Annotated in this window: 23 protein-coding genes; 13 read left to right on the top strand and 10 right to left on the bottom strand. The window is 69.1% G+C overall.

Annotated elements, in window-relative coordinates; genetic code table 11:
* Positions 1-54 precede the first annotated feature (54 nt).
* From G6N45_RS25635 to G6N45_RS25610, 6 genes are all read left to right on the top strand, one after another.
* A complete protein-coding gene (locus G6N45_RS25635; protein ID WP_179965401.1) occupies positions 55-2265 on the top strand; it encodes an MMPL family transporter in 2211 nt (736 codons plus the stop codon).
* A 178-nt stretch (positions 2266-2443) separates the two neighbouring features.
* Positions 2444-3529, top strand: a complete 1086-nt coding sequence (locus G6N45_RS25630) for a polyprenyl synthetase family protein (protein ID WP_163726518.1) — start codon at positions 2444-2446, stop codon at positions 3527-3529.
* Entirely contained in the window at positions 3529-5037 is a 1509-nt protein-coding gene (crtI, locus tag G6N45_RS25625) for a phytoene desaturase family protein (RefSeq protein WP_163726516.1), read from the top strand. Before G6N45_RS25630 ends, crtI begins: the two co-directional genes overlap by 1 nt.
* Entirely contained in the window at positions 5034-5981 is a 948-nt protein-coding gene (locus tag G6N45_RS25620; protein WP_163726513.1) for a phytoene/squalene synthase family protein, read from the top strand. The genes crtI and G6N45_RS25620 overlap by 4 nt, the downstream gene beginning before the upstream one ends.
* 14 nt (positions 5982-5995) lie before the next feature.
* Positions 5996-7519, top strand: coding sequence for an FAD-dependent oxidoreductase (locus tag G6N45_RS25615; protein WP_163726511.1), 1524 nt, complete (start codon positions 5996-5998; stop codon positions 7517-7519).
* On the top strand, positions 7516-8526 hold the full coding sequence (locus tag G6N45_RS25610) for a DUF5914 domain-containing protein (RefSeq protein ID WP_163726509.1): 1011 nt from the start codon (positions 7516-7518) through the stop codon (positions 8524-8526). Before G6N45_RS25615 ends, G6N45_RS25610 begins: the two co-directional genes overlap by 4 nt.
* Here the strand turns inward: G6N45_RS25610 and idi are convergent.
* The 4 genes from idi to G6N45_RS25590 all read right to left on the bottom strand — a co-directional run bounded on the left by idi (position 8523) and on the right by G6N45_RS25590 (position 11775).
* Positions 8523-9068, bottom strand: a complete 546-nt coding sequence (gene idi / locus G6N45_RS25605; protein ID WP_163726507.1) for an isopentenyl-diphosphate Delta-isomerase — start codon at positions 9066-9068, stop codon at positions 8523-8525. The two genes, G6N45_RS25610 and idi, sit on opposite strands and share 4 nt — an antisense overlap.
* Before the next feature lie 134 nt (positions 9069-9202).
* A complete protein-coding gene (locus G6N45_RS25600; RefSeq protein ID WP_246228801.1) occupies positions 9203-10435 on the bottom strand; it encodes an NRAMP family divalent metal transporter in 1233 nt (410 codons plus the stop codon).
* Positions 10432-11250 carry a magnesium and cobalt transport protein CorA gene (locus G6N45_RS25595; protein WP_163726504.1) on the bottom strand — a complete coding sequence of 273 codons (819 nt, stop codon included), beginning with the start codon at positions 11248-11250 and terminating at the stop codon, positions 10432-10434. Before G6N45_RS25595 ends, G6N45_RS25600 begins: the two co-directional genes overlap by 4 nt.
* A gap of 18 nt (positions 11251-11268) precedes the next feature.
* Positions 11269-11775, bottom strand: coding sequence for a CGNR zinc finger domain-containing protein (locus G6N45_RS25590; protein WP_163726502.1), 507 nt, complete (start codon positions 11773-11775; stop codon positions 11269-11271).
* An 86-nt stretch (positions 11776-11861) separates the two neighbouring features.
* Between G6N45_RS25590 and G6N45_RS25585 the strand changes: the two genes are divergently transcribed.
* Complete coding sequence (locus G6N45_RS25585) at positions 11862-12722, top strand: alpha/beta fold hydrolase (protein ID WP_163726501.1); 861 nt, start codon at positions 11862-11864, stop codon at positions 12720-12722.
* A gap of 28 nt (positions 12723-12750) precedes the next feature.
* A complete protein-coding gene (locus G6N45_RS25580) occupies positions 12751-13854 on the top strand; it encodes an AI-2E family transporter (protein WP_163726499.1) in 1104 nt (367 codons plus the stop codon).
* Here G6N45_RS25580 and G6N45_RS25575 read toward each other — a convergent pair.
* From G6N45_RS25575 to sdhC, 4 genes are read right to left on the bottom strand one after another with little or no spacing between them, the layout of a single operon-like run.
* The gene (locus G6N45_RS25575; protein ID WP_163726497.1) at positions 13826-14596 is read right to left on the bottom strand and encodes a succinate dehydrogenase iron-sulfur subunit; all 771 of its coding nucleotides are present in this window, start codon (positions 14594-14596) and stop codon (positions 13826-13828) included. The two genes, G6N45_RS25580 and G6N45_RS25575, sit on opposite strands and share 29 nt — an antisense overlap.
* The gene (sdhA, locus tag G6N45_RS25570; protein WP_163726496.1) at positions 14596-16350 is read right to left on the bottom strand and encodes a succinate dehydrogenase flavoprotein subunit; all 1755 of its coding nucleotides are present in this window, start codon (positions 16348-16350) and stop codon (positions 14596-14598) included. Before sdhA ends, G6N45_RS25575 begins: the two co-directional genes overlap by 1 nt.
* A gap of 22 nt (positions 16351-16372) precedes the next feature.
* Positions 16373-16846, bottom strand: coding sequence for a succinate dehydrogenase hydrophobic membrane anchor subunit (locus tag G6N45_RS25565; RefSeq protein WP_163726495.1), 474 nt, complete (start codon positions 16844-16846; stop codon positions 16373-16375).
* The gene (gene sdhC, locus G6N45_RS25560; RefSeq protein ID WP_163726494.1) at positions 16846-17274 is read right to left on the bottom strand and encodes a succinate dehydrogenase, cytochrome b556 subunit; all 429 of its coding nucleotides are present in this window, start codon (positions 17272-17274) and stop codon (positions 16846-16848) included. Before sdhC ends, G6N45_RS25565 begins: the two co-directional genes overlap by 1 nt.
* Positions 17275-17491: 217 nt before the next feature.
* On the opposite strand from sdhC, the gene G6N45_RS25555 reads away from it, so the two are divergent.
* From G6N45_RS25555 to G6N45_RS25545, 3 genes are read left to right on the top strand one after another with little or no spacing between them, the layout of a single operon-like run.
* Positions 17492-17908 (top strand): cytidine deaminase, encoded by a 417-nt coding sequence (locus G6N45_RS25555; protein ID WP_163726493.1) that lies wholly within the window; start codon positions 17492-17494, stop codon positions 17906-17908.
* Between the two features lie 29 nt (positions 17909-17937).
* A complete protein-coding gene (locus tag G6N45_RS25550) occupies positions 17938-19215 on the top strand; it encodes a thymidine phosphorylase (protein WP_163729103.1) in 1278 nt (425 codons plus the stop codon).
* A 10-nt stretch (positions 19216-19225) separates the two neighbouring features.
* Positions 19226-20314, top strand: coding sequence for an adenosine deaminase (locus G6N45_RS25545; protein ID WP_163726491.1), 1089 nt, complete (start codon positions 19226-19228; stop codon positions 20312-20314).
* Between the two features lie 48 nt (positions 20315-20362).
* On the opposite strand, the gene satS is transcribed toward G6N45_RS25545, so the two are convergent.
* Positions 20363-21613: a protein export chaperone SatS gene (gene satS / locus G6N45_RS25540; RefSeq protein ID WP_163726488.1), complete on the bottom strand. Its 1251-nt coding sequence runs from the start codon at positions 21611-21613 to the stop codon at positions 20363-20365.
* Between the two features lie 100 nt (positions 21614-21713).
* Here satS and G6N45_RS25535 point away from each other — a divergent pair, with 100 nt between their 5' ends.
* On the top strand, positions 21714-23549 hold the full coding sequence (locus tag G6N45_RS25535; RefSeq protein WP_246228800.1) for an AMP-dependent synthetase/ligase: 1836 nt from the start codon (positions 21714-21716) through the stop codon (positions 23547-23549).
* Between the two features lie 45 nt (positions 23550-23594).
* On the opposite strand, the gene G6N45_RS25530 is transcribed toward G6N45_RS25535, so the two are convergent.
* Positions 23595-23939, bottom strand: a complete 345-nt coding sequence (locus tag G6N45_RS25530; protein WP_246228799.1) for a hypothetical protein — start codon at positions 23937-23939, stop codon at positions 23595-23597.
* Between the two features lie 140 nt (positions 23940-24079).
* Here G6N45_RS25530 and glgX point away from each other — a divergent pair, with 140 nt between their 5' ends.
* Positions 24080-26122 (top strand): glycogen debranching protein GlgX, encoded by a 2043-nt coding sequence (gene glgX, locus G6N45_RS25525; protein ID WP_163726483.1) that lies wholly within the window; start codon positions 24080-24082, stop codon positions 26120-26122.
* The last annotated feature ends 37 nt before the right edge of the window (positions 26123-26159 follow it).

The raw sequence follows: 26159 nt of genomic DNA, 5'->3' as shown, positions 1-26159 counted from the left end.
GCCGTCCCCACCCGCCCCGATGCTCTGCGCGGCCGCCACCGCAGGCGGATCACCGTGCTGCACCGCGTCGCGCTGACCGCCATCGCCGCGCCGCGGCGCATCCTCACGCTGGCAGCACTGGCTCTCGTCGCCGGTGCGGTGTTCGGCGTGCCGGCCGCATCAAGCTTGTCCGCCGGGGGTTTCCAGGATCCGGCGGCCGAATCGGCGCGTGCGACGACCACTCTGATGGAGACGTTCGGTCGGGGCGGCATGCAGCTGGTGTTCGGCGTCACCGATCCTGCTGGTGCGGACAGCGCCGCCGCCCGCGCCGCCGGAGAGGACATCGTCGCGCTGTTGCGGACCACCCCCGAGGTCGTCGGGGTGGTGTCGGCGTGGACGGCGCCTCCGGGTGCGCCCGGGCTCATCGGCGCCGACGGCCGCTCGGGTCTCGTGGTGGCCGAGCTGGCTGGTGGCGAGGACGACGCGCCACGGGTGGCCGAGCGCCTCGCCGACGAGGTGGCCACGGACATCGCGCCCCGGCACGGCGGGGTCAGCGTGCTGGCCGGCGGCTCGGCGATGGTGTACGCCCAGATCAACGATCAGACCCTGCGCGACGTGGTGCTGATGGAGTCGATCGCGATCCCGCTGACCTTCCTGGTGCTGGTGTGGGTGTTCCGCGGACTGGGGGCCGCGGCGTTGCCGGTGGCCGTCGGGGCGCTGGCGATCGTCGGGTCGCTGTCGGTGCTGCGGCTGGTGGCGATGGTGACCCCGGCCTCGATCTTCGCGCTGAATATGACCACCGCCCTGGGACTGGCCCTGGCCGTCGACTACACGCTGCTGATCGTCAGCCGCTTCCGCGACGAGATGGCCGACGGGGCCGACCGGGAGCAGGCGCTGATCACCACGATGGTCACCGCGGGCCGCACCGTGTTGTTCTCGGCGCTCACGGTGGCGCTGTCGATGGCCGCGATGGCGCTGTTCCCGATGTACTTCCTCACCTCGTTCGCCTATGCCGGGGTCGCGACGGTGGTGGTGTGCGCGCTGGCGGCGATCGTCGTGACACCGGCGGCCATCATGGCGCTGGGCCCCCGGCTCGACGCGTTCGATCTGCACCGCCTGCTGGGTCCGCCGCGCGCCGCGCGCCCGACCGGCCAGATGTTCTGGTACCGCACCACCCGGTTCGTCATCCGGCGCGCCCTGCCGATCGGGGCCGCCACCACGGTGCTGCTGCTCGCTCTGGGGGCGCCCTTCCTCCGGGTGGCCTGGGGGCTGCCCGACGACCGGGTGCTCCCGACGTCGGCGTCGTCCCGTCAGGTCGGCGACCTGATGCGGGCACAGTTCCCGGGGAACTCGGAGGCCGCGGTGACCGTGGTGGTGCCGGACGCAGCCGGGCTGACCGCCGCGACCTTCACCGACTACGCCCGGTCGGCGTCCCTGCTGCCCGGTGTCCCGGCGGTCGACTCGCCGGCGGGCACGTTCGTCGACGGCACCCGGGTCGGGCCGCCGGCCACCGGCGCCGGCCTGGACGGGGGCGTCGCGTTCCTCACCGTCGCCAGCAGCACGCCGCTGTTCACCCCCGAATCCGACCAGCAGTTGGAACGTCTGCGGGCCCTACCCGGGCCCGGTGGCCGCCCGGTCGAGCTGACGGGGATCGCCGCGATCAACGCCGACACACTCGCCGCCATCACCGCGCGCCTGCCCGTGGTGCTGGGCATCGTCGCCGTGGTGACGTTGGTGCTGCTGTTCCTGTTGACGGGCAGCGTGGTGCTCCCGCTGAAGGCGCTGATCCTGAACACGCTGTCGCTCACCGCGGCGTTCGGGGCGCTCGTCTGGATCTTCCAGGACGGCAATCTCGGCGCCCTGGGGACGACACCGACCGGGACGCTGGTGGCCAACATGCCCGTCCTGCTGTTCTGTATCGCCTTCGGGCTGTCGATGGACTACGAGGTGTTCCTCCTCGCCCGGATCCGCGAACTGTGGCTGGCCGGCGGGCGCACCCGCGCCGACAACGACGAGAGCGTCGCGGTCGGTCTGGCGCGCACCGGGCGGGTGGTGACGGCCGCCGCGCTGATCATGACGATCTCGTTCGGTGCGCTGGTCGCGGCCCAGGTCTCCTTCATGCGGATGTTCGGCCTCGGCCTCGCGCTGGCGGTGCTGATCGACGCCACAGTGGTGCGGATGGTGCTGCTCCCGGCGATGATGCACCTGATGGGACGGTGGAACTGGTGGGCGCCCGCGCCGCTGGCTCGGCTGCACGAACGCATCAGACCGTCACAAGCAGGGTGAAACGGCGCCTCGGACGTGCTTGGCTGTGATCAGGATGCGCTGGGGGGAAATTTTCGGGTTCGACCAATCCGTGGTCGGGGTCGCAACGAATCGATGATGCCGCGGCGGTCGAGCCGGACGCACCACCAGGAGGAGTGTGAGCTTGAGGAACGGCGAGTGGGCGGGGACACCCCTGGTCATGTCGGGTGTGAGAGTCCCGACGGCCAGCAGCCTGGGTGCCTGGCGCGACGACCTGCGCACCGCCGTGCGCAACCATCTGGCGGACTTCGTGCGCGGCGAGTGCCTCGGCAGACTCGCGGCCGCCAACGTCGACGTCGCCGGTGACCTGCTGTCGGGGTTCCTCGACGGCGGCAAGTACGTGCGGTCGACGTTCATGTACGTCGGCTGGCTGTGCGGCGCCGACGAGAACGACGCCGCGTTGCGCGCCTCGGCCAGTCTGGAGCTCCTCCATGCGTTCGCGCTGATCCAGGACGACGTCATGGACGGTTCGCCGCTGCGCCGCGCCCGGCCGTCGGCGCACGTCTCGTTCGGCCGGTGGCACCGCGACCGCGGGCTGGCCGGCTCTGCCGACCGGTTCGGCGAGTCCGCGGCGATCCTGCTCGGCGACCTGTGTCTGGTGTGGGCCGAGCAGATGCTGCGCCGCAGCGGCGTCGGCCAGAACGCGCTGGTCCGCGTGTGGCCCCGGTACGACGACATGCGCACCGAGCTGGCCATCGGCCAGTTCTCCGATCTGGTCAACAGTTCTCACACCCTGCCCACCCTCGAGGAGGTTCTCGACGTGCTTCGCCGAAAATCCGGTAACTACACCGTGCGTCGGCCGCTGGAGATCGGAGCGGCGATGGCCGGGTGCGACGACGCCGTCATCGACGCGCTCTCGGGCTACGGGGCCGCGATCGGGGAGGCGTTCCAGCTGCGCGACGACATCCTCGGCGTGTTCGGAACCCCTTCTCTGACAGGCAAATCCGCGGGAACCGACATGGAGGAGCGCAAGGCCACCAGTGTGATCGTCGCCGCCTACGAGCTGGCCGACGCGTCGCTGCGCGAACAGCTCTTCGACCTGATGAACCGTCCGCACATCGACTCCGACGCCGCGGATCACTGGCGCAACCTGATCGTGGCCAGCGGTGCGGTGCAGTGGATCGAACAGCTCATCGCCGACCGGCACACCCGCGCGCTGAACTTCCTCGACGGGGTCGCGATCCCTGATTTCGCCCGCGCCGCGCTGGCCGACATGGCGGTCGCGTGCACCCAGAGGGCCGCCTGATGCGCACCGTCACGGGGCGGACGGACCGGGTCGTCGTCGTCGGTGCCGGCCTGTCGGGTCTGTCGGCGGCGCTGCAACTGGCCGGGCGCGGACGCCAGGTCACGGTCGTCGAACGCGGTGCCCACCCGGGCGGGAGGGTCGGCCGCGAAGATATCGGCGGCTACCGGATCGACACCGGGCCCACGGTGCTGACGATGCCCGACATCATCGACGACGCGTTCGCCGCCGTCGGCGACACGTTGGCCGGCCGGCTGCCGATGGATTTGGTGAATCCCGCCTACGAGGCCCGCTTCGCCGACGGCAGCGCGATCTCGGTGCACACCGACGCGGCCACGATGGCCACCGAGGTGGAGCGCTTCGCCGGCCGGGAGCAGGCCGACGGCTATCTGCGGCTGCGGGAGTGGCTGACCAAGCTGTACAAGGCCGAGTTCGACGGGTTCATCGGCGCGAACTTCGACTCGCCGCTGGCGCTGGTGACCCCGCAACTGGCGCGGCTCGCCGCGCTCGGCGGGTTCCGCGGCTGGGAACGCATGGTGGGCAAGTACATCACCGATGAGCGACTGCTGCGCGTGTTCACGTTCCAGGCCCTCTACGCGGGCGTCCCGCCGCAGAGCGCGCTGGCCGCGTACGCGGTGATCGCCTACATGGACACCGTCGCCGGCGTGTACTTCCCCCAGGGCGGCGTGCGGGCGCTGCCCGACGCAATGGCGGCTTCGGCCGCGGATGCCGGTGTCGAATTCGTCTACAACGCAACAGTTTCCGAGTTGGAGTTCAGCGGTTCCCGGGTGACGGCGGTGCGCACCGCCGACGGCGGGCGGGTGCCCGCCGACGCGGTCGTGCTGACCACCGAGCTGCCCGACACCTACCGCCTGGTGCGCCGCACGCCGCGCCGACCGGTGCGGCTGCGGGCGGCCCCGTCGGCAGTCGTCGCGCACGTCGGCTGCGCGGCGGTGGGTGAGGCGGCCGGGCACCACACGATCCTGTTCGGCGACGCCTGGCATCAGACGTTCCGCGACATCATCGACGACGGCACCACGATGCGTGACCCGTCGCTGCTGGTGACCCGCCCGACCGCAAGCGACCCGTCGCTGGCCCCCGCCGGGCGGGACCTGCTCTTCGTGCTCGCCCCCGCGCCCAACACCGACGTCGGTGTCATCGACTGGGACACCGCGACACGGGGCTACGTCGACGAGATGATCGACACCGTCCGCAAGCGCGCGCCGGGTGTCGCCGAGGACGCGGAGGTGCTGCATGTCGTGACCCCCGCCGACTGGGCCCGCCAGGGCATGGCGGCGGGCAGCCCGTTCGCGTTGGCGCACACGTTCTCTCAGACCGGCCCGTTCCGGCCGGCCAACACCGTCCGCGGGGTCGACAACGTCGTGCTCGCGGGCTCCTCGACCGTCCCCGGTGTCGGCGTGCCGACCGCGATCATGTCCGGGCGGCTCGCCGCCGACCGCATCACCGGGGTGCACGCCAGCCAGCCCACCTCGGAGGTCAATCGCTCATGATCCATACCGAGCTCGACGCAGCCGGTGTCCGGGACCCGTCACTGCGGGAGGCCTACCGGCAGTGCCGGACGCTGAACGCCCGCTACGGCAAGACGTTCTTCCTGGCCACCCGGCTGCTGGCGCCGCGACAGCGGCCCGCCGTCCACGCGCTGTACGGCTTCGCGCGCTTCGCCGACGACATCCTCGACGACCTCGACGACCCGCGCACCGTCGACCAGCGCGCGGACCAGCTGCAGCAGCTGTCCACGCGGCTGTTCAACGCGCTGGTCGAGAAGCAGCCCTGCGGGGACGACCCGGTGCTGACCGCCGTGGTGCACACCGCCCGCAAGTACGGCATCGGCTGGGATCTGTTCGACGACTTCCTGGCGGCGATGCGGATGGATCTGACGGTGACCGACTATCCGGACCGGGCCGCGCTGGAGCGGTACATGTACGGGTCGGCCGAGGTCATCGGGCTGCAGATGGTGCCGGTGCTGGGCACCGTCGTCCCCCGGGAGCAGGCGGCCCCGTACGCCGCGGCGCTGGGCAAGGCGTTCCAGCTCACCAACTTCCTCCGCGACGTCGACGAGGACCTGCACCGCGGCCGCGTGTATCTGCCCGCAGATGAGCTCGCAGCGCACGGCGTCGACCGGGACCTGCTGCGCTGGTGCCAGGCCAACCGCCGCACCGATCACCGGGTGCGCGAAGCGCTGGCCGAACAGCACGCGCGCACCCGCGAGGTCTACGAGCAGGCCAAGCCCGGTATCGGGATGCTGGCGCCGGCGTCACGGCCGTGCGTGGCGGCCGCCTCGACGCTGTACTCGGAGATCCTCGACCGCATCGAGGCCGTCGATTTCGAGATCTTCGGCAGGCGGGCCACCGTCGGCAAACCGCGCCGCGCGGTGGTCGCGGCCGCCGGGCTGGGTAAGTCGTGGGCGGCCCGGATGCGCCACGGGAGCGTGTGACGGGTGGTCCGCCCATGACCGATCCGCGCCGACAGACGTGGCCCGCGCGCCCCGGGCGCAGCGCGGTCAACGGGCACGGTGAGCGCCCCCGTGTCGTCGTGGTCGGGGCCGGCATCGCCGGTCTGGCCGCCGCCACCGGGCTGGCCGAACGCGGCGTCGCCGTCGACGTCGTCGAGCAGTGCGACCATCTGGGCGGCCGGGTGGGCGGCTGGACCGAGACGCTGTCCGACGGCTCGCAGACCGGGATGAACCGCGGCTTCCACGCGTTCTTCCGGCAGTACTACAACCTGCGTGCGCTGCTGCGGCGCGCGGATCCCGCGCTGACCGCGCTGACCCCGGTCGAGGACTATCCGCTGATCGACGGCGCCGGGCGCCGGGACACGTTCCGCGGGCTGCCGCAGACACCGCCGCTGAACGCGCTGGCGTTCGCCCTGCGCAGCCCCACCTTCCGGCTGCGCGACCTGATCCGCCTCGACGCCAAGGCCGCCGCGCCGCTGGCGACGGTGTCGGTGCCCGAGACCTACCGGCTGCTCGACGACCGTGACGCCGCCACGTTCCTGCGGGACATCAAGTTTCCCGACGCCGCGCGGCACCTGGCGTTCGAGGTGTTCGCGCGCAGCTTCTTCGCCCGGCCCGAGGCGCTGTCGGCCGGTGAGCTCGTCACGATGTTCCACATCTACTTCCTGGGCTCCAGCGAGGGGCTGATCTTCGACGTCGCGAACGCCAATTTCGATGTGGCGCTGTGGGATCCGCTGCGCGACTACCTGCAGGGCCGCGGGGTCACCTTCCACACCGGCACGACGGTGGACGCGCTCACCGACGACGGCGGGCTCGCGGTGACGACGGCGACGGGGCCACTGCCTGCCGACGGTCTGGTGCTGGCCACCGACGTCGCCGGGCTGCGGCGCATCGTGGCGGCCTCGCCCTGGCTGGGCGACGCCTCCTGGCGCGGCCGGGTCGCAGGCATGGGCACGGCGCCGCCGTTCGTGGTGCTGCGGCTGTGGCTGGACCGGCCCGTGCGGGCGGACCGTGCGGCCTTCGTCGGGACGGGCGGACGCGAACCGTTGGACAATGTCAGTGTGGTGGAACGTTATGAACGCGAGGCGGCGCAGTGGGCGGCCCGCACGGGCGGCTCGGTCGTCGAACTGCACGCCTACTCGGTGACCGAACCGCTCGACACGGTCCGGGACGGGCTGATCGCGCGCATGCACGAGCTCTACCCTGAAACTGTGCATGCCTCCATCGTCGACGAGCGGCTGCTGCATCGCGGCGACTGCCCGCGTTTCGCGCCCGGCGACTTCGCCGACCGTCCCGCTGTCCGGACGCCGGATCAGCGAATCATGCTGGCGGGCGACGGAATTCGCATCGACCTGCCCGTCGCGCTGATGGAACGCGCCGCGACGACGGGGTGGGCCGCGGCCAACGAGCTGCTGAGCCGCTTCGGGCTGGCCGGACATCCGCTGCACACGGTGCCCAACCACGGGCGCTCGGCGATGCTGCGGCGGTTGGCGACGACGGGCGGAGGTTCGGGCCGGTGAGCGAGCAGACGGGGTGGCGGGGCAGGCTGGCCGCGGCGTGGCAGTTCGAGGTGCTTCCGGCGATCGACTGGGCGGCGCAGACACCGACCTACGCCGACGCCGACCCCGCGCTGATCTCCGCGGCCCTGCGGCGCGCGCAGCGCAAACCGGGCGGCAACTGGTTCGCCTTCGCGGCGAGTTCGTCGGTCACGTCCTCGGCTCTGGGGACGACGGTCGCCGGACGTGAGCTGGTGGCGTGGCGGGGTGCCGACGGCGGGTTGCTCGTCGCGCCGCGGGCCTGCCCGCACCTGGGCGCCGACCTGGCGACGGCTCCGGTGGAGTGCGGAACCCTGGTGTGCCCGTGGCACGGTCTGCGGCTGGGGGAGCGCAGGCACGGGACGTGGAAGCCGTATCCGGCGCACGACGACGGGGTGCTGTGCTGGGTGCGCCTCGACATCGAAGCGGACCCCACGGACGTCGCCGCCGCCGACGCGCCCCCGCCGATGCCGCGGCCCGGTGAGCCCGCGCTGTCGGCGGTCACCCGGCTCGAGGGCGTGTGCGAGCCGGCCGACGTGGTGTCCAACCGGCTCGACCCGTGGCACGGCGCGTGGTTCCATCCCTATTCGTTCACCCAGCTCAAGGTGCTCAGCGCCCCGCCGGCCGACGACGATCTGCCCGACGCGCTCGACCGGTTCGTCGTCGACGTCACGTTCCGCATCGGCCGTCTCGGCGTCCCCGTGATCGCGGAGTTCACCACGCCGGGCCCGCGCACCGTGTCGATGCGCATCATCGAGGGAGAGGGCCAGGGCAGTGTCGTGGAAACCCACGCCACCCCGCTGGGGCCCGGCCCCGACGGCAGGCCCAGGACCGCGGTCGTCGAAGCGGTGATCGCGCACTCCGACCGCACGCACTTCGGCAAGGGGCTGGTGGCGGGCCCGCTGATCCGGCCGCTGATGCGGCGCGCCGCGACCAAGCTGTGGCGCGACGACCTCGCCTATGCCGAGCGCCTCTTCGAGCTGAGGAACTAGGTGCGTTGCCCGACGCCGGCCGCCTCGAGCAGCGGGATCTGTTCGGCCGCCCAGGGGCTGATCGCCCACGCCAACCGGGCCGCGGTGCAGGCCTCGTCCCACGGCACCCACTCGTAGTCCATGACCTCGGCCGGGTCGGCGCGCACCGGGCCCTCGACGGTGCCGCGGAACACCGGGCACAGTTCGTTCTCCACCACGCCGTCGGCGGCCACCGCGTAGTAGCGGAAGTCGGGCAGCACGCAGTCCAGGCCGGCGATGCCGACGCCGAGTTCCTCGCGCACGCGGCGCGCCACCGCGTCGGTCATCGCCTCGTCCGGCGCGGGATGGCCGCAGCACGAGTTCGTCCAGATACCGGGGAACGTGCGCTTGTGCAGGGCCCGTCGGGTCAGCAGCACGTTGCCGGCGTGGTCGAACAGATAGCAGGAGAACGCCAGGTGCAGCGGTGTGGACTCGTGATGGACCCGGACCTTGTCGGCCGAGCCGATCGGCCGGCCTTCCTCGTCGACCAGGACGACCAGTTCAGCGGTGTTCGCAGACGCCATGTCAGGCATTCGGCGCCGCACACCGCACGGATCGGTAGGGCTCCCCCTTTTTCCGCGAGCGCGCGCGTCTGTACGTCGACACGCCGCGATCTCTGGCATTGTGCGCACGCTCGTCGGGATCGGCGGTGGCGAAATCACCCGGCGATCGTGACGACCGCGAGCACGGCCACACACACCAGCACCACCGCGGTGGTCATGCCGTAGGCGACGGTGGCGACCCGGCCGATCGTGAACTCGCCCATCAGTTCCCGGTCGCGGCCGGTGCCGATCATCGCGATCAGCAGCGGTATCAGCAGCACGGCGTTGAGCACCTGCGTGCCGACCAGGATCGTCACCAGCGGCGCGCCGGGGACGAGCACGGCCACCGCGCCCAGCGCGGTCACCAGGCCGAAGGACACGTAGAACGTCCGCGCCTCACTGATCGGATCGTCCAGCGCCGCTTCGACGCCGGCGTATTCGCACACCGAGTACGCCGTCGACAGCGGCAGCACCGACGCGGCCAGCAGTGCCGCGCAGATCAGGCCGACGGCGAACAGGGTGGCGGCGGTGTCGCCGGCGAGCGGTTGCAGCGCGACCGCGGCGTCGGCGGCGTCGCTGATCGAGCGGCCGTCGCGGTGCAGCGTCGCGGCGCACGCCACCACGACGAAGAAGCCGATCACACCGGTCAGCACCGCGCCGGTCACCACGTCCACGCGCTCGAGCGTCAGGTCCTCGGTGCGCAGCTTCTTGTCGACCGCGTAGGACTGGATGAACGACAGCCCCCACGGCGCCAGCGTCGTCCCGACGGTCGCGGTCACGATCGCGATCGTCGCGCCGTTCATCGGCATGCTCGGCACCACCAGACCCTTCGCCGCGGCACCCCAGTCCGGCCGCGCGAGTACCCCTGAGGCGATGTAGGCGAGGAACACCGTCGACAACGCCAGCAGCACGTGCTCGACCCGGTGAAAACTGCCGCGCAGCACCAACATCGACACGATCACCGCGGTGGCGGGCACGCTGATGTAGCGGCTGATCCCGAACAGCTCGAAACCCGCTGCGATACCGGCAAATTCGGCACAGGTGGTGCCGATGTTGGCGATCACCAGGGCGATCAGCACCGCGCCGCCCACCCGTACGCCGTAGCGCTGACGCACCAGGCCGATCAGGCCCTGGCCGGTGACCACCCCCATGCGGGCCGCCAGCCCGTGGAACATCACCAGGGCCACGGTCGACAACAGCAGCACCCACAGCAGTTGGTAGCCGTGGTCGGCGCCGAGCACCGAGTACGTGGTGATGCCTGCCGGGTCGTCGTCGGACAGCCCGGCCAGCAGACCGGGGCCGACGACGGCCATCAGCCCGCCGAGGGCGAGACCTCTCCGTCGTGTCACGTGCGGCGCGGCCAGACGTGCGAGCGCAGGAACCGTCGGGCCCGGGGGCGGGCGAGGCGGCGCCGCCAGCTGCGGGCGTGCTCGGCGGGCATGGCGGCGACGATCTGCTCGGCGGTGGTGTCGGGTAGTGCCCGCAGCACGCGCTCGCCGACGGCCGCGGGGCCGGCGCGGACGACCTCGGCGGCCGCGTGCGGGTCGCGCGCGGTGAGCACTTCGGTCGCGGCATCGGTGTCCAGCCGGCTCACCAATGTGGCGAGCGCGCGAGCGTCGAGGTGGTGCACCGCGGAGCGCGGGGTGGCGAGTTGCACGGCGTGGCCGCGTTCGGAGGTCAGGTGCAGATCGCTCCATGCGACGGCGTCCCGACGGGCGCGGGCGGCGAGCCGGCGCAGGCCGAGCCGCCGCAGTACGGCGCTGAAACCGACCTCGACACCGACGACCTCCACGTGCCCGTCCGGTGTGCGGGCGAGCACCACGTCGGCGACCCGGGCCAGTCGTTGTTCGCCGATGTCGACGATCTGGGTGTCGAGTACGTCGCGCCCTAGCAGGATCTCGTCGTCGTCGAGCGAGGTGGACACGGATCCGATCGCGAAATCGGCCGGATCGCCGGCGACCGACAGCGCGCCCTGGTGCACCGCCGACACCGCCGACCATGGCACCAGCAGGTCGGGTGCGTGCGACGGCCGGATCAGCACGCGGTCGATCAGCGGCAGCGGGCTCGGATCGGCCAGGCTGACCGTCAGGTCGAGGACCCGGCCCACGGGCTCCCCGTCGGGTCCGCGGACGGCGGTTCCGGTCACCTCGCTCAGCAACAGCACCTGAGCAGCATGCACGACTCAGTCGGAGTGGGTGCGCCGGTAGTGACGACGCGCCTTCATCCGGTTGCCGCAGATGGCCATCGAACACCACCGCGCGGTGTTCGGCTTGCTGCGGTCGATCAGGAAGAGTCGACACTCGTCGTTGGCGCAGGGCCGGAGCCGTCCGGGGCTGGTGATGCGCAGGCCGCCCCAGGCGAGCACCGCGCGCGCGGCGCCGGTGGCCTCGGTCAGGCGCCAGTCGACGCCGCCGTCGGCGGCCACAGGCTGTAGGCGGACGCGGTCGAGGAAGGGTTGCAGCGCCGAGGGCGTGCGGTCGCCGCGGACAACGGCCTGCAGCTCCTGCCGGGCGGCGACGAGTTCGGTGAGTTCGTCGTCGGTGGCGGCCACGCAGTGGTCGGTCAGCCAAGGTGCGGCGGTGGGGAGGTCGGGGAGCAGATCGGTGGCGGTGCCGTCGATGACCGGGGTGGTGTTGAGCAGGTCGAGCAGCAGCGCCTCGTCGCGCGCGGTCGTCGCGTACAGATCCATTACTAACCTCCAAACTTCTGTTGACAGGTTACACCGCACGGGGTTCACTGTCGGATAACCATCAAAAACTTGAAAAGGAGTTAGCCATGGTCCACCACCGCTATGCCACCGTGGCCGGCCGCGAGATCTTCTACCGCGAGGCGGGCGACCAGGACGCGCCGGTCGTCGTGCTGCTGCACGGCTTTCCCACCAGCTCGTTCATGTTCCGCAACCTGATCCCGGAACTGGCCGATCGCTACCGCGTGATCGCGCCCGACTACCTCGGATTCGGATACTCCGACGCCCCGTCGGCCGACGAGTTCGACTACACCTTCGACGCCCTGGCCGACCTGACCGCCGGACTGCTCGACCAGCTCGGCGTGACCACCTACGCGATCTACGTACAGGACTACGGCGCCCCGGTGGGGTGGCGGCTGGCGCTGCGCGATCCGCAGGCCATCACCGCGATCATCACGCAGAACGGCAACGGCTACGACGCGGGCTTCGTCCCCGAGGGCTGGGCTGCCGTCTGGAATCACCAGCGCGAGCAGACGCCGGAGACGGCCGCGGTGCTGCGGCAGTTCCTGTCCTTCGAGGCCACCCGGATGCAGTACCTCGCGGGCGTGCCCGACCCGAGTGTCGTCAGTCCCGACACATGGCATCACGACTACGCGCTGCTGTCGCGTCCCGGCAACGACGAGATCCAGCTCGCGCTCTTCCTGGACTATGCGAGCAATCCACGCCTCTATCCCGCGCTGCACGACTACCTGCGTGCGAGTTCGGTTCCGCTGCTGGCAGTTTGGGCTGACAAGGATCCGTTCTTCGGTCCGGACGGTGCCCGCGCCTTCGCCGCGGACGCCGTCGACCCCGAAATCCATCTGCGCGACGGCGGGCACTTCCTGCTCGAGAGCGACCTGCCCGGGGTGACAACGTTGATCCGCGACTTCCTCTCCCGCCGTTGGCGGTGAATTCCTCCACGTTGGGTAGAAAGGGCTGGTGCAGGACAACACCACGGACGTCACGCGTCGAGGCCCGGTCTACAGCGCGCACCTGCGGTCGGCGGCGACCGCGGCGGTGCAACTCGTCGCGGTCGCCGCGGCACTGTGGGTGCTGTCCTGGGTGGTGGGCAAGACGTGGGTGATCCTGCTGCCGGTGGTGCTGGCGCTGATCGTGTGCACGGTGCTGTGGCCGCCCGTGCGCTGGCTGCGCGGCAGGGGAGTCCCTCCGGCGGCCGCGGCCCTGCTGGTGTTGACCGCGGCGATCGTCGTGGTGGCGGGAGTCCTCGCCGCGATCGCGCCCGCGATCGTCGACCAGGCTGCCGAGCTCGCCGAGCAGGCCACCGCCGGCGTCGTGCAGGTGCGGGACTGGCTGGACGGGCCGCCGCTGAACATTAGTGACGCACAACTGAATTCGGCGGTCGACGCGATCAACGACACCCTGAACTCCAGCAGCGCCAAGATCGCCTCGGGACTGTTCACCGGCGTCGGTGCCGCCACGTCGGCGCTGGTCACCTTCTTCACCGCGGTGGTGGTGACGTTCTTCCTACTCAAGGACGGGCCGGGTTTTCTTCCGTGGTTGCGTCGCACGGTGGGACTGCCCGCGGCGCCGCACGTGGCGACGATCCTCGAGCGGGTGTGGGCCACCCTCGGCGGCTTCATCCGAACGCAGGCACTGGTCAGCTTGATCGACGCGGTGCTGATCGGGATAGGGCTCGTGATCCTCGGTGTGCCGTTGGCGTACGCGCTGGCGATCCTGACGTTCATCGGCGGTTTCGTGCCGATCGTCGGCGCGTTCGTCGCCGGCGGGCTGGCGGTGCTGATCGCCCTGGTCGCCAACGGCCCGGTGAACGCGCTCATCGTGCTCGCGATCATCGTGGCGGTGCAGCAACTCGAGGGCAACGTGCTGCAGCCGTGGCTGCAGGCGAAGTCGATGAAGCTGCACGCGGTGATCGTGCTGCTGGCGGTGACGCTGGGCGCCTCGACGTTCGGCGTGGTCGGTGCGTTCCTCGCGGTGCCCGTGGCCGCCGCCGTCGCCGTGATCCTGCGGTACTACGACGAACAGGTGGCCGAGCTCAGCGAGCGAACATCAACGCGCGCTTGACCTCTTGGATCGCCTTGGTCACCTCGATGCCGCGCGGGCAGGCCTCGGTGCAGTTGAACGTCGTGCGGCAGCGCCACACCCCGTCGACGTCGTTGAGGATGTCCAGGCGCTCGGCCGCGCCCTCGTCGCGGCTGTCGAAGATGAACCGGTGCGCGTTGACGATCGCCGCCGGGCCGAAGTAGGACCCCTCGCTCCAGTACACCGGGCAGCTGGTGGTGCAGCAGGCGCATAGGATGCACTTGGTGGTGTCGTCGTAACGGGCGCGGTCGGTCTGGCTCTGGATCCGCTCACGGGTGGGCTGGTTACCCGACGTGATCAGGTACGGCTTGATCGCGCGGTAGGCGTCGAAGAACGGCTCCATGTCGACGACGAGGTCCTTCTCCACCGGCAGGCCGCGGATCGGCTCGATCGTGATGGTGAGCTGCTTCTTCGGGTTCTTCGGCAGCATGTCGCGCATCAGCACCTTGCACGCCAGCCGGTTGACCCCGTTGATGCGCATCGCGTCGGACCCGCACACCCCGTGCGCGCACGACCGGCGGAACGTCAGCGTGCCGTCGAGATACCACTTCACGTAGTGCATCAGGTTGAGCAGCCGGTCGCTCGGCAGGCACGGCACCCGAAAGCTCTGCCATCCCGCGTCGTCAGGCGACTCGGGGTTGAAGCGTGCGATCTTCAGGGTCACCATCACCGCGCCCTCGGGCACGGGCGGAGTGTCCTGCTTGTCGAGAACTGGTGCGCTCATCAGTACTTCCGTTCCATCGGCTCGTAGCGCGTCTGGACCACCGGCTTGTAGTCGAGCCGGATGTCGCTGAGCAGCTCCGAACCTTGCTTGTACGCCATGGTGTGGCGCATGTAGTTGGTGTCGTCGCGGTTGGGGTAATCCTCGCGGGCGTGCCCGCCGCGCGACTCCTTGCGGTTGAGCGCACCGACGACCGTCACCTCGGCGAGTTCGAGCAGGAAGCCGAGCTCGATCGCCTCCAGCAGGTCGCTGTTGTAGCGCTTGCCCTTGTCCTGCACCGTGATCCGCGCGTACCGCTCCTTGAGCGCGTGGATGTCGGTCAGGGCCTGCTTGAGCGTCTCCTCGGTGCGGAACACCGCGGCGTTGTTGTCCATCGACTGCTGCAGTGCGCCGCGGATGTCGGCGACGCGCTCGTTGCCGTGATCGGAGAGGACGTCGCCGACCCAGCCGACCACCATCTCGGCGGGCTTGTCCGGCAGGTCGACGAAGTCATGTCCGAGTGCGTAATTCGCGGCGGCGATGCCGGCGCGGCGGCCGAACACGTTGATGTCGAGCAGCGAGTTGGTGCCCAGCCGGTTGGCGCCGTGCACCGATACGCAGGCGCATTCGCCGGCGGCGTAGAGACCCGGCACGACGGTCGTGTTGTCCTTGAGCACCTGGCCGTTGACGGTGGTCGGGATGCCGCCCATCACGTAGTGGCACGTGGGGTAGACGGGCACCAGTTCCTTGACCGGGTCGACGCCCAGGTAGGTACGGGCGAACTCGGTGATGTCGGGCAGCTTGGCCTCGAGCACGTCCTCGCCGAGGTGGCGCACGTCGATGTAGACGTAGTCCTTGTTCGGCCCGGCACCGCGGCCCTCGAGCACCTCGAGCACCATCGAGCGGGCCACGATGTCGCGGGGCGCGAGGTCGACGATCGTGGGCGCGTAGCGCTCCATGAACCGCTCGCCCTCGCCGTTGAGCAGGCGGCCGCCCTCACCGCGCACCGCTTCGGAGATCAGGATGCCCAGGCCCGCCAGACCCGTCGGGTGGAACTGGTGGAACTCCATGTCCTCCAAGGGAAGTCCCTTCCGGAAGACGATGCCCAGGCCGTCGCCGGTCAGCGTGTGCGCGTTCGACGTGGTCTTGTACATCCGGCCGGACCCGCCGGTGGCGAACACGATCGCCTTGGCGTGGAAGACGTGGATGTCGCCGGTGGCCAACTCGTAGGCGATGACGCCGGTGGCCACCGGACCCGACGGTGTCTCGGTCATCGCGATGTCGAGTGCGTAGAACTCGTTGAAGAACTCGACGTCGTGCTTGACGCAGTTCTGGTACAGCGTCTGCAGGATCATGTGGCCGGTGCGGTCGGCGGCATAACACGCGCGCCGCACCGGGGCCTTGCCGTGGTCGCGGGTGTGCCCGCCGAAGCGGCGCTGGTCGATGCGGCCCTCGGGGGTGCGGTTGAACGGCATCCCCATCTTCTCGAGGTCGAGCACCGCGTCGATGGCCTCCTTGGCCATGATCTCGACGGCGTCCTGGTCGGCCAGGTAGTCACCGCCCTTGACGGTGTCGAAGGTGTGCCACTCCCAGTTGTCCTCTTCGACGTTGGCCAGTGCGGCGCACATGCCGCCCTGCGCCGCGCCGGTGTGCGAGCGGGTCGGGTACAGCTTGGTCAGCACCGCGGTGCGGACCCGTGGGCCTGCCTCCACGGCGGCGCGCATGCCGGCGCCGCCCGCGCCGACGATCACCACGTCGTAGCGATGTTCGGTAATCACAGTCACTCCCTGCCGGACGAGATCAAGAGATGGAGGCGTCGAACGTCAGCAGCACATAGGTGCCCAGCACCAGCGTGAACGCCATCGACAGCGCCAACAGCGTGTTCAGCCAGAATTTGGTCGAGTCCTTGCGGCTGTAGTCGGCGATGATCGTGCGCATGCCGTTGCCGCCGTGCAGCTGGGCAAGCCACAGCAGCAGCAGGTCCCAGGTCTGCCAGAACGGCGAGGACCACCGCTGCGCGACGTAGTTGAAGTCGATGCGGTACACACCGCCGTCCCACATCAACATGATGAACAGGTGTCCGAGAGCCAGGAACACGAGCACCAGCCCCGAGAACCGCATGAACAGCCACGCGTACTTCTCGAAGTTCGGCATTCCGCCGGCGCGCCGGGGCGCGCGCGGGTTGTCCAGGCTGGCCGGCCGGTCGTGGCTGCGCTGCAGAACCGGCGCGAGGCCGCCGCGGTCACTGATGTGGTCGTAGGGGTTTTCGGGCACTAGAGGAACCTCTCCGCCATGTGCATGCCGATGACGCCCACCGAGGCGATCAGGACGGCGAGGAAGACACCTGCCACCACCCACAGCATCTTTCGCTGATGGCGCGGGCCCTCGGACCAGAAGTCGATCAGGATCACCCGGATGCCGTTGAGCGCGTGGTAGAGCACGGCCGCGACCAGACCGATCTCCATCAGACCGATGATCGGCGTCTTGTAGGTCTCGATGATCTCGTTGTAGGCCTGCGGGCTCACCCGCACCAGCGCGGTGTCGGTCACGTGGACGAACAGGAAGAAGAAGATCGAGGCGCCGGAAATGCGGTGCAGCACCCATGACCACATCGCGGGATCGCCGCGGTACAGGGTGCGCCGGCGTGACGGCTGCGACCGCGGCGCCGCTATGCCGGATTCTGATGATGTCGCCGTACTCATGTGACCCTCCAACGCCATCGGTGGACGCCCGGAGACTTGCCCGTGGACAAGGATCTCCAACCTCGGGGCGACTCTAATCTCCTTTGTACTGTCGAACGAACTAGCGTGTGGGCGTATGCCCTCGTCGAGCGGCCGAAATTAGGGTGACCTATCTGATACTGCCGGTCCGGGATTGGGGTGTTCGGAATGGATTCAGAACCGGCTGGGAGGGCTTGACGTGACCTTCGAAATCGACTGGGAGATGTTGCGACGCAATGCAATCGACGTGTCCCAGCACGCCTATGCGCCCTACTCGCGATTCCGGGTCGGAGCGGCCGCACTGGCCGACGATTACCGAATGGTGACCGGATGCAATGTGGAGAATGTCTCATATGGCCTGGGTCTCTGTGCGGAGTGCGCAGTGGTCTGCGCCCTGGTCTCCGGAGGCGGCGGACGACTCGTCGCGCTGTCGTGCGTTGGCCCCGACGGGGAGCTGCTGATGCCGTGCGGTCGGTGCCGCCAGGTGCTGTTCGAGCACGGGGGACCCGGCCTGCTCATCGATCACCCCGCAGGTCCGCGGCCGCTGGGGGAGCTGCTGCCCGATGCGTTCGGCCCCGACGACCTGGCCCGCACGCCGGCGGAGGAAACACCGTGACCCAGAACACCTTCGACGCGCATGAGCCCATGTCGCATCTCGATGCTCCGTCCGTCATCCGGACCAAGCGCGACGGTGCCGCACTGTCCGACGCGGCGATCGACTGGGTGATCGACGCCTACACCCGTGACCGCGTGACCGACGGTCAGATGGCGGCACTGCTGATGGCGATCTTCCTGCGTGGGATGTCCGGGCACGAGATCGCACGCTGGACCGCCGCGATGGTGGCGTCGGGGGAGCGGTTCGACTTCTCCGACGTGGGCCGCCCGACCGTCGACAAGCACTCCACCGGCGGTGTCGGAGACAAGATCACGATCCCGCTGGTGCCCGTCGTGATGGCGTGCGGCGGCGCCGTCCCCCAGGCCGCCGGGCGCGGCCTCGGCCATACCGGCGGCACCCTCGACAAGCTCGAGTCCATCGCCGGCTTCACCGCCGAGATCACGAAAACCCAGATCCGCCAACAACTCCGCGAACTGGGTGCGGCCATCTTCGCCGCAGGCGAGCTGGCGCCCGCCGACCGAAAGATCTACGCGCTGCGTGACGTCACCGGCACCACGGAATCGCTGCCGCTGATCGCCAGTTCGGTGATGAGCAAGAAGATCGCCGAGGGCGCCGCGGCGCTGGTGCTCGACACCAAGGTGGGCTCGGGGGCGTTCCTGGCCACCGAATCCGAGTCCCGGGAGCTGGCCCGCACGATGGTCGAACTCGGCCGCGAACACGGGCTGACGACCCGGGCGTTGCTGACCGACATGGAGGTGCCGCTCGGGCGCACGGTCGGCAACGCGGTCGAGGTCGCCGAGTCGCTCGACGTGCTGGCCGGCGGCGGACCCGACGATGTCGTCGAGCTGACCGTCGCGCTGGCGCGGGAGATGTGCGATGCGGCCGGGCTGGACGCCGTCGACCCGGCGCAGACTCTGCGCGACGGCTCGGCGATGGACCGGTTCCGCGCGCTGATCGCGGCCCAGGGCGGCGACCTCGAGGCGCCGTTGCCGATCGGTGCCCACAGTGAGACCGTCACGGCGCCGCGCGGTGGCACGATGGGAGACATCGACGCAATGGCCGTGGGACTGGCGGTGTGGCGGCTCGGGGCGGGCCGTTCGGCTCCGGGTGAGCGCGTGCAGTTCGGCGCAGGGATGCGCATCCACCGCAGGCCGGGCGAGCCCGTCGCAGCCGGTGAGGCGCTGTTCACGCTCTACACCGACACCCCGGAGCGCTTCGCCGCAGCGCTGTCCGAACTCGACGGCGCCTGGACGGTGGGCGACCAGGCGCCTCCGGCGCGGCCGCTGATCATCGACCGGATCACGTGAGGAACCCCTGATGACGACACCGTTGACGTTGCAGACCATCCGGCAGGCGCCCAAGGCGCTGCTGCACGACCACCTCGACGGGGGTTTGCGTCCGGAGACGGTGCTCGAACTGGCCGAGGAGTACGGCTACGACCAACTGCCGGCCCACGACGTCGACGCGCTGGCGACGTTCTTCCGCACCGCTGCGCACAGCGGTTCGCTGGTCCGCTACCTCGAGCCGTTCGCCCACACCGTCGGCGTCATGCAGACCCCGGACGCCCTGCACCGGGTCGCGTTCGAATGCGTCGAGGACCTGGCCCGCGACAACGTCGTCTACGCCGAGATCCGGTTCGCCCCCGAACTGCACATCGACGGGGGACTGTCACTCGACGCCGTCGTCGACGCGGTGCTGGCCGGGTTCGCCGACGGGGAGAAGGCCGCCGCGGCGCAGGGCCACACGATCGTGGTGCGGTGCCTCGTCACCGCGATGCGCCACGCCGCGCGCTCGCGCGAGATCGCGGCGCTGGCCATCCGGTTCCGCGACAAGGGCGTGGTGGGCTTCGACATCGCCGGCGCCGAGGCCGGCTACCCGCCCACCCGGCACCTCGACGCGTTCGAGTACATGCGCAGCAACAACGCGCGTTTCACCATCCACGCCGGCGAGGCGTTCGGCCTGCCGTCCATCCACGAGGCGATCGCGTTCTGCGGCGCCGACCGGCTGGGTCACGGCGTGCGCATCGTCGACGACATCACCGTCGACCCCGACGGCACCGCGCACCTGGGCCGGCTGGCGTCGCTGCTGCGCGACAAACGGATCCCGTTCGAGATGTGCCCGAGCTCGAACGTGCAGACCGGCGCGGTGGGCAGCATCGCCGAGCATCCGTTCGACCGGCTGGCCCGGCTGCGGTTCCGCGTGACGGTCAACACCGACAACCGGCTGATGAGCGACACCTTCATGAGCCTGGAGATGCTGCGGCTGGTGGAGGCGTTCGGCTACGGGTGGAGCGACCTCGAACGCTTCACCATCAACGCGATGAAGTCGGCGTTCATCGCGTTCGACGAGCGGCTGGCGATCATCGACGAGGTCATCAAACCCCGCTACGCCGTCCTCATCGGCTAGTGATTTCGGCGTGGTTGTCGTCGTTCACCGACGACGAGCACGCCGAAATCACTCAGAGCGCAGGCGGGACTCCACGAACCGCTCCAGCGACTCCCACTGGGTGACGGCCTCGGCGTAGGGCGCGCTCGGTCGCGACACCGATGCCGGGTCCAGCGAGTAGGAGATCAGCCGGCCCAGCGCGGTGTTCTTGTCGAGCTTGGCCGCCACGTTGGTGTCGTCGGCGTAGTCGGCGATATCGCGCAGGAGTTCGACGGCGAGCTCGAGCTGGTCGTGGTCGAGCGCGTCGGGACCCTCGGCGAGGTCGTCGACGATGCCGGACAGGACGTAGATGTTGTCGTCGGTGACGTCCACGCGCAGCGAGCCGTCGGTGGCCGCGGTGCGGATGTCGTCATAGGTCGCCAGGTCGGACAGGTCGTGGTCGTGCTCGTCGGCGAGGTAGCGCGCCAGCGCCCGCTCGGAACCGAACACGCTGATGCGGCCGTTGCGGCCCAGGAAGATCGGCCGGTCGTCGAGGTAGCAGCGCAACGTGAAGAACGTGCCGCCGCTGGTCATGATGCGGACCGGGTCGATGCCGACGCGCGCCCAGAAGTCCTCGTCGCTGCCGAGCACCTTGGTCTCGGCGACCGCGGTCAGCTCGTCGGCCTCCTCCTCCGTGTCGACGATGTCGTCGATCACGACGTCGTCCTCGTCGATTTCGGGGGCCGGCGCGTCGAGTTCGGCCTGGGCCTTCTCGGCCGCTGCGGCGTCGACCTCGGGCTTGGTGATGATCTCGTCGAGCGCCTCGATCACGGGGTCCCATCCGCGATTGATGATCTTCTCGATCTCGGCCCAGCGCTTGCGGCCGGCGCGGCCGGCGTAGGCCTCGGCTCCGCCGCCGACGGTGCCGAGCACCGGGTTCCCGTTGAAGAACTTCGTGACCGCCGGCATCTCGCACACCGATCCGATCGACGACACGACCGCGAGCGCTCGGTGCAGCGTGCGCACGCTGTCGTCGGTCGGCTTGTTGGACAGGATCTCCTCGAAGCCGGCGAGGTCGTAGGAGTGCTCCTCGGCGGGCACCAGCGTGTGCGCGTTGGCCTCGGTCAGCTTGTCCCACGCTGGGTGATCGACCAGGTCGTTGTCGGTGCTGGTGCGGACGAATGCCGTCAGGTCAGCGACCGAATCGAAGACGTACAGATCCTCGTCTTTACCCAGGAACGCTTCCCATTCGTCGCCGTCTGCACGCCACCGTGGTGCCCACAGCGTGTACACGTCGCCCTTGGTCAAGCTCAGCCCGATCGGCACGATGTCTGCAGCCATGCGGCACAGCGTAACGACAGGCCCTGCGAACCCGGCCACGTGTTCGGGGCAAGGTCGTCGTTTCCCGCCCTTGGGTCGCCGAGGTACCTACGCTTGGTCGGTGGCGAGGCTCAGTACAGCCGACAACGCTGCGATCGGCGAGCAGGCGCCGTCCGTCGCGGTGTTGTTCCGTGACCGCGTCGCAGCCACTCCGCAGGCTGAAGCGTTCCGCTTTCCCGACAACGGCGGCGGTTGGACGAGTGTCACCTGGCAGCAGGTGGGGGAGCGCGTCCGGTTCATCGCCGCCGGCTTGATCTCACTGGGCATCGCTCCCGAGGATCGGGTCGCACTGGCCTCGTCGACGCGCTACGAATGGGTGCTCGTCGACTTCGCGGTGCTGTGCGCCGGTGCTGCCACCACCACCGTGTATCCGACGACCAATGCCCGCGATGTCGCGTTCATCGTCGCCAACTCCGGAAGTCGCGTCGTGGTCGCCGAAGACCAGACACAGGTCGACAAGCTGCTCGAGCACCGCGCGGAGTTGCCCGACGTGCGCAAGGTCGTGATCATCGACGGCGACGGCGACGGCGACGGCGACTTCGTGATCACGCTCGACGAACTCCAGACACTCGGTGGGCGATTGCTTGCCGAGTCTGCCGACATCATCGAGCAGCGGGTGAACGCCATCCGACCCGACCACCTGGCCAGCATCATCTACACCTCGGGAACCACCGGCCGCCCCAAAGGGGTGCGGCTTCCTCACCGCGCGTGGACGTACACCGCCGTCGCCATCGACGACCTGGGCCTCCTGAGCGCCGACGACCTGAACTTCTTGTGGTTGCCGTTGGCCCACGCGTTCGGCAAGGTGATGCTCGCGCTGCCGCTGATCATCGGCTTCCCGACGGCGATCGACGGTCGGGTCGACAGGATCGTGGACAACCTCGCCACCGTGCACCCGACGTTCATGGCCGCTGCGCCCAGGATCTTCGAGAAGGCACACGCCCGGATCCAGAACACGATCGCCGACGAAGGCGGGATCAAGAAGCGCATCTTCGACTGGGCCATCGGCGTGGGAATCCAGGCGTCGAAGGCCAGGGAGGAACTCCGGAGCCTGTCGCCGATGCTGGCGGGGCAGCACGCGGTCGCCGACAGGCTGGTGTTCTCGACGATCCGCGAACGCTTCGGCGGTCGCCTGCGATTCTTCGTCTCCGCCGCGGCGCCGCTGAACCACGACATCGCGCAGTGGTTCGACGCGGTCGGCATCATCGTGCTCGAGGGCTACGGCCTCACGGAGACGGCGGCGGCGTCGTTCATCAACCGCCCCAACGCTTATCGCTTCGGCACCGTCGGACTGCCCTTTCCCGGCACGGAAGTCAGAATCGCCGATGACGGCGAGGTCCTGCTGCGCAGCCCGGGCGTGATGACCGGCTATCACGACCTGCCGGCCGCCACCGCAGAAGCGCTCGATGCGGACGGCTGGCTCTACACAGGTGACATCGGCGCACTCGACGACGACGGCTTCCTGCGTATTACCGACCGGAAGAAGGACCTGTTCAAAACCTCGCAGGGCAAGTACGTGGCCCCGTCGGCGACCGCGGCGGCGTTCAAGGCCGTCTGCCCGTACGTCAGCGAGATGATCGTCTACGGCGAGGAGCGGCCCTACTGTGTGGCGCTGGTGAGCCTGGACAGCGAGGCTATCGCCGACTGGGCCGCCAAGAACGGTCTGGGTGACCTGTCCTTCGCAGAGATCGCGCGGCACGACGCGACGCGGAAGTTGATCGCCGGGTATATCGACACCGTCAACGAGCAACTCAACCGGTGGGAGCAGATCAAGAGGTTCGCGATCCTCGACCGCGAATTGTCCATCGCGGCAGGTGATCTCACGCCGAGCCTGAAGGCCAAGCGCAATGTCATCGTGAAAAACTTCGCCGACGTCATCGCGCGCCTCTACGATTGAGTCGCGCGGACAGTCAGGTCGGCCAGCTCGTTGCGATCACCCATGTCAGCTGTGCGAGTCGTCGGGTCTGCGCAGCGATCGGTCTGCGCTGTGGACGACGCTTCGCAGGAACTCGTACTGCGTGGTGACGAGTCGGTCGGCCATGTCCAGGGCCGCGTCGATCACGGTTTCGCGCCGCGACGGGTGGTCCTCCTCCTTGTTGGGAAGCGCCTCGTCGACGGTGTCGACGAACTTGCGCACCGCATCGATTGCGGCCCGCTGGCCGGCTTCGACTGATTTGAGCACGTCGTCGGACAAGCCCGCCGCGCGCTCGGCCACCGTGTGGGCGGTGGCCGCCGCGCTCTTTTCTGGTGTCTTGGTGGCCGCGCTCGTTTCGGATTTCTCGGTCATGATCGCGCTCCCGATATCGGATGTGGATGATCCCTCGAGAATCTCCTGTCGGTTCGTCGGACACTAGGGTCATTTGGCTCAGATACCTCGCTCCTGACGGTTGTGGCCGCGCGCGGCCGAACTCGGTACACAATCAAGCGATGGGTCGAAGTCTGGCCGCCGGCCGTGCCTATCCGCTCGGTGCCTCTTGCGTCGGCGGAGGGACGAACTTCTCGGTGTGGTCACGCACGCTGGCGCAGCTCGATCTGCTGCTGTTCGACGACGTCGATGACGCGGCGCCATCGCGGGTGATCACGCTCGACCGCCAGACGAACCGGACGGCCTACTACTGGCACGCGTTCGTTCCCGACGTTGCGTCGGGACAGGTCTACGCCTGGCGTGTCCACGACACGTCGACAGTTCTCCTCGATCCGTACGGTGTCGCGGTGGCTGTGCCGACGGCGTATGAGCGGATGGCCGGGACTGGGGCACAACTGGATTCGAGTACGGCGATGAAGAGCGTGGTCGCCGATCTCGACGGCTACGACTGGGAAGGGGACCGCCCGCTCGGGCGACCGTTCGCGCGGACCGTGATCTACGAACTGCACGTCCGGGGCTTCACCGCCCACCCGAACAGCGGAGTGGCTCAGGAATTGGCCGGTACATTCGCTGGGCTGGTGGAAAAGATTCCCTATCTGCGCTCGCTGGGGATCACCGCGGTCGAGTTGATGCCGGTGCTGGCGTTCGACCCCCAAGACGCGCCGCGCGGACTGGTCAACTATTGGGGCTACAGCCCGGTGTCGTTCTTCGCCCCGCATGCCGCGTACGCGTCGTCCGGCGATGCGCTCGGCGCGCTGGACGAGTTCCGGGACATGGTCAAGAAACTGCACCGCGCCGGGATCGAGGTGATCATCGACGTGGTGTTCAACCACACTGCCGAGGGTGGGGCTGACGGTCCCACGTTCTGTTGGCGCGGGCTGGACAACGAGACCTATTACATCCGCGATCCGAACCGTCGGGCAACGTATTTGGACGTCACTGGGTGCGGTAACACCGTGAACGCCAATAACTCTGTGGTGCGGCGCATGATCATCGATGCTGTGCGTCACTGGGTCGATCGGATGCACGTGGATGGTTTTCGGTTCGATCTCGCCTCGGCCCTGACGCGAGACGAGCGCGGCGTTCCGATGGCTGATCCGCCGATCATCTGGGAGATCGAGAGCGATCCGGTGCTGGCCGGGACGAAGGTGATCGCGGAGGCCTGGGACGTCGCCGGCCTGTACCAGCTGGGGTCGTTCGTGGGCGACCGCTGGCGCGAGTGGAACGGCAAGTTCCGTGATGACATCCGCAGGTTCGTACGGGGTGATGGTGGCACGGTCGCGCTGTTACCGAATCGGCTGTTGGGCAGCCCGGACCTGTTCGGGCACCGACCGGCCGAGGTGGAGCACAGCATCAATTTCGTCACGTGTCATGACGGCTTCACGCTCAACGACCTCGTCAGCTATGCCCGAAAACACAACGAGGCGAATCTTGCTCAGAACCGGGATGGTGCCGACGACAATCACTCCACGAATTGCGGGGCCGAAGGGCCGTCGGATGATCCTTCGATTGAGCATCTGCGGACGCGTCTCGTGAAGAACATGCTGGGCATCACATTGATCGCGATGGGCGTGCCGATGATTGTGATGGGCGACGAGGTGCGCCGAACTCAGTTGGGCAACAACAACCCGTACTGCCAGGACAACGAGACCAGTTGGTTCGATTGGTCGTTGACGGATCGGTACGCGGACATCCGCCGGTTCACCGAGAAGTTGATCGACGTGCGGCTGGAACTGGACATGACCCAGGTGATGCACGGGCTGCCCTTGCGGGAGTTCCTGACCCGGTCTCTGGTGCAGTTCCATGGCCGCCGGCTGTATCAGCCCGACTGGTCGGAGAATTCGCGCATGCTCGCGCTGACGGTGCGTAGCGTGATCGGCACGCGGATGGTGCACGCGATACTCAACAGTTCAGACGTGACAGTCGATTTCGAGTTGCCGCCGGTCGTCACACCAGAGTTGCCGTGGCGCCGTGTCGTCGACACGGCGCTCGACCCGCCCGACGACGTCGCGGACCTCGTGAGCGCACAACCAATCTCAGGAACGACGTATCTGGTGGGCGCACGTTCGGTGGTGCTGCTGTGCGCCGACTTGCACGGCGGCTGAGGCCACGGCGGTGCAGCTCGAGCGCGGCACAGATTCG

This window comes from Mycolicibacterium psychrotolerans, assembly GCF_010729305.1.
GTDB lineage: Bacteria > Actinomycetota > Actinomycetes > Mycobacteriales > Mycobacteriaceae > Mycobacterium > Mycobacterium psychrotolerans.
Note: the sequence above shows the minus strand (reverse complement) of the source record. Positions and strands in the feature narration are given on the sequence as shown.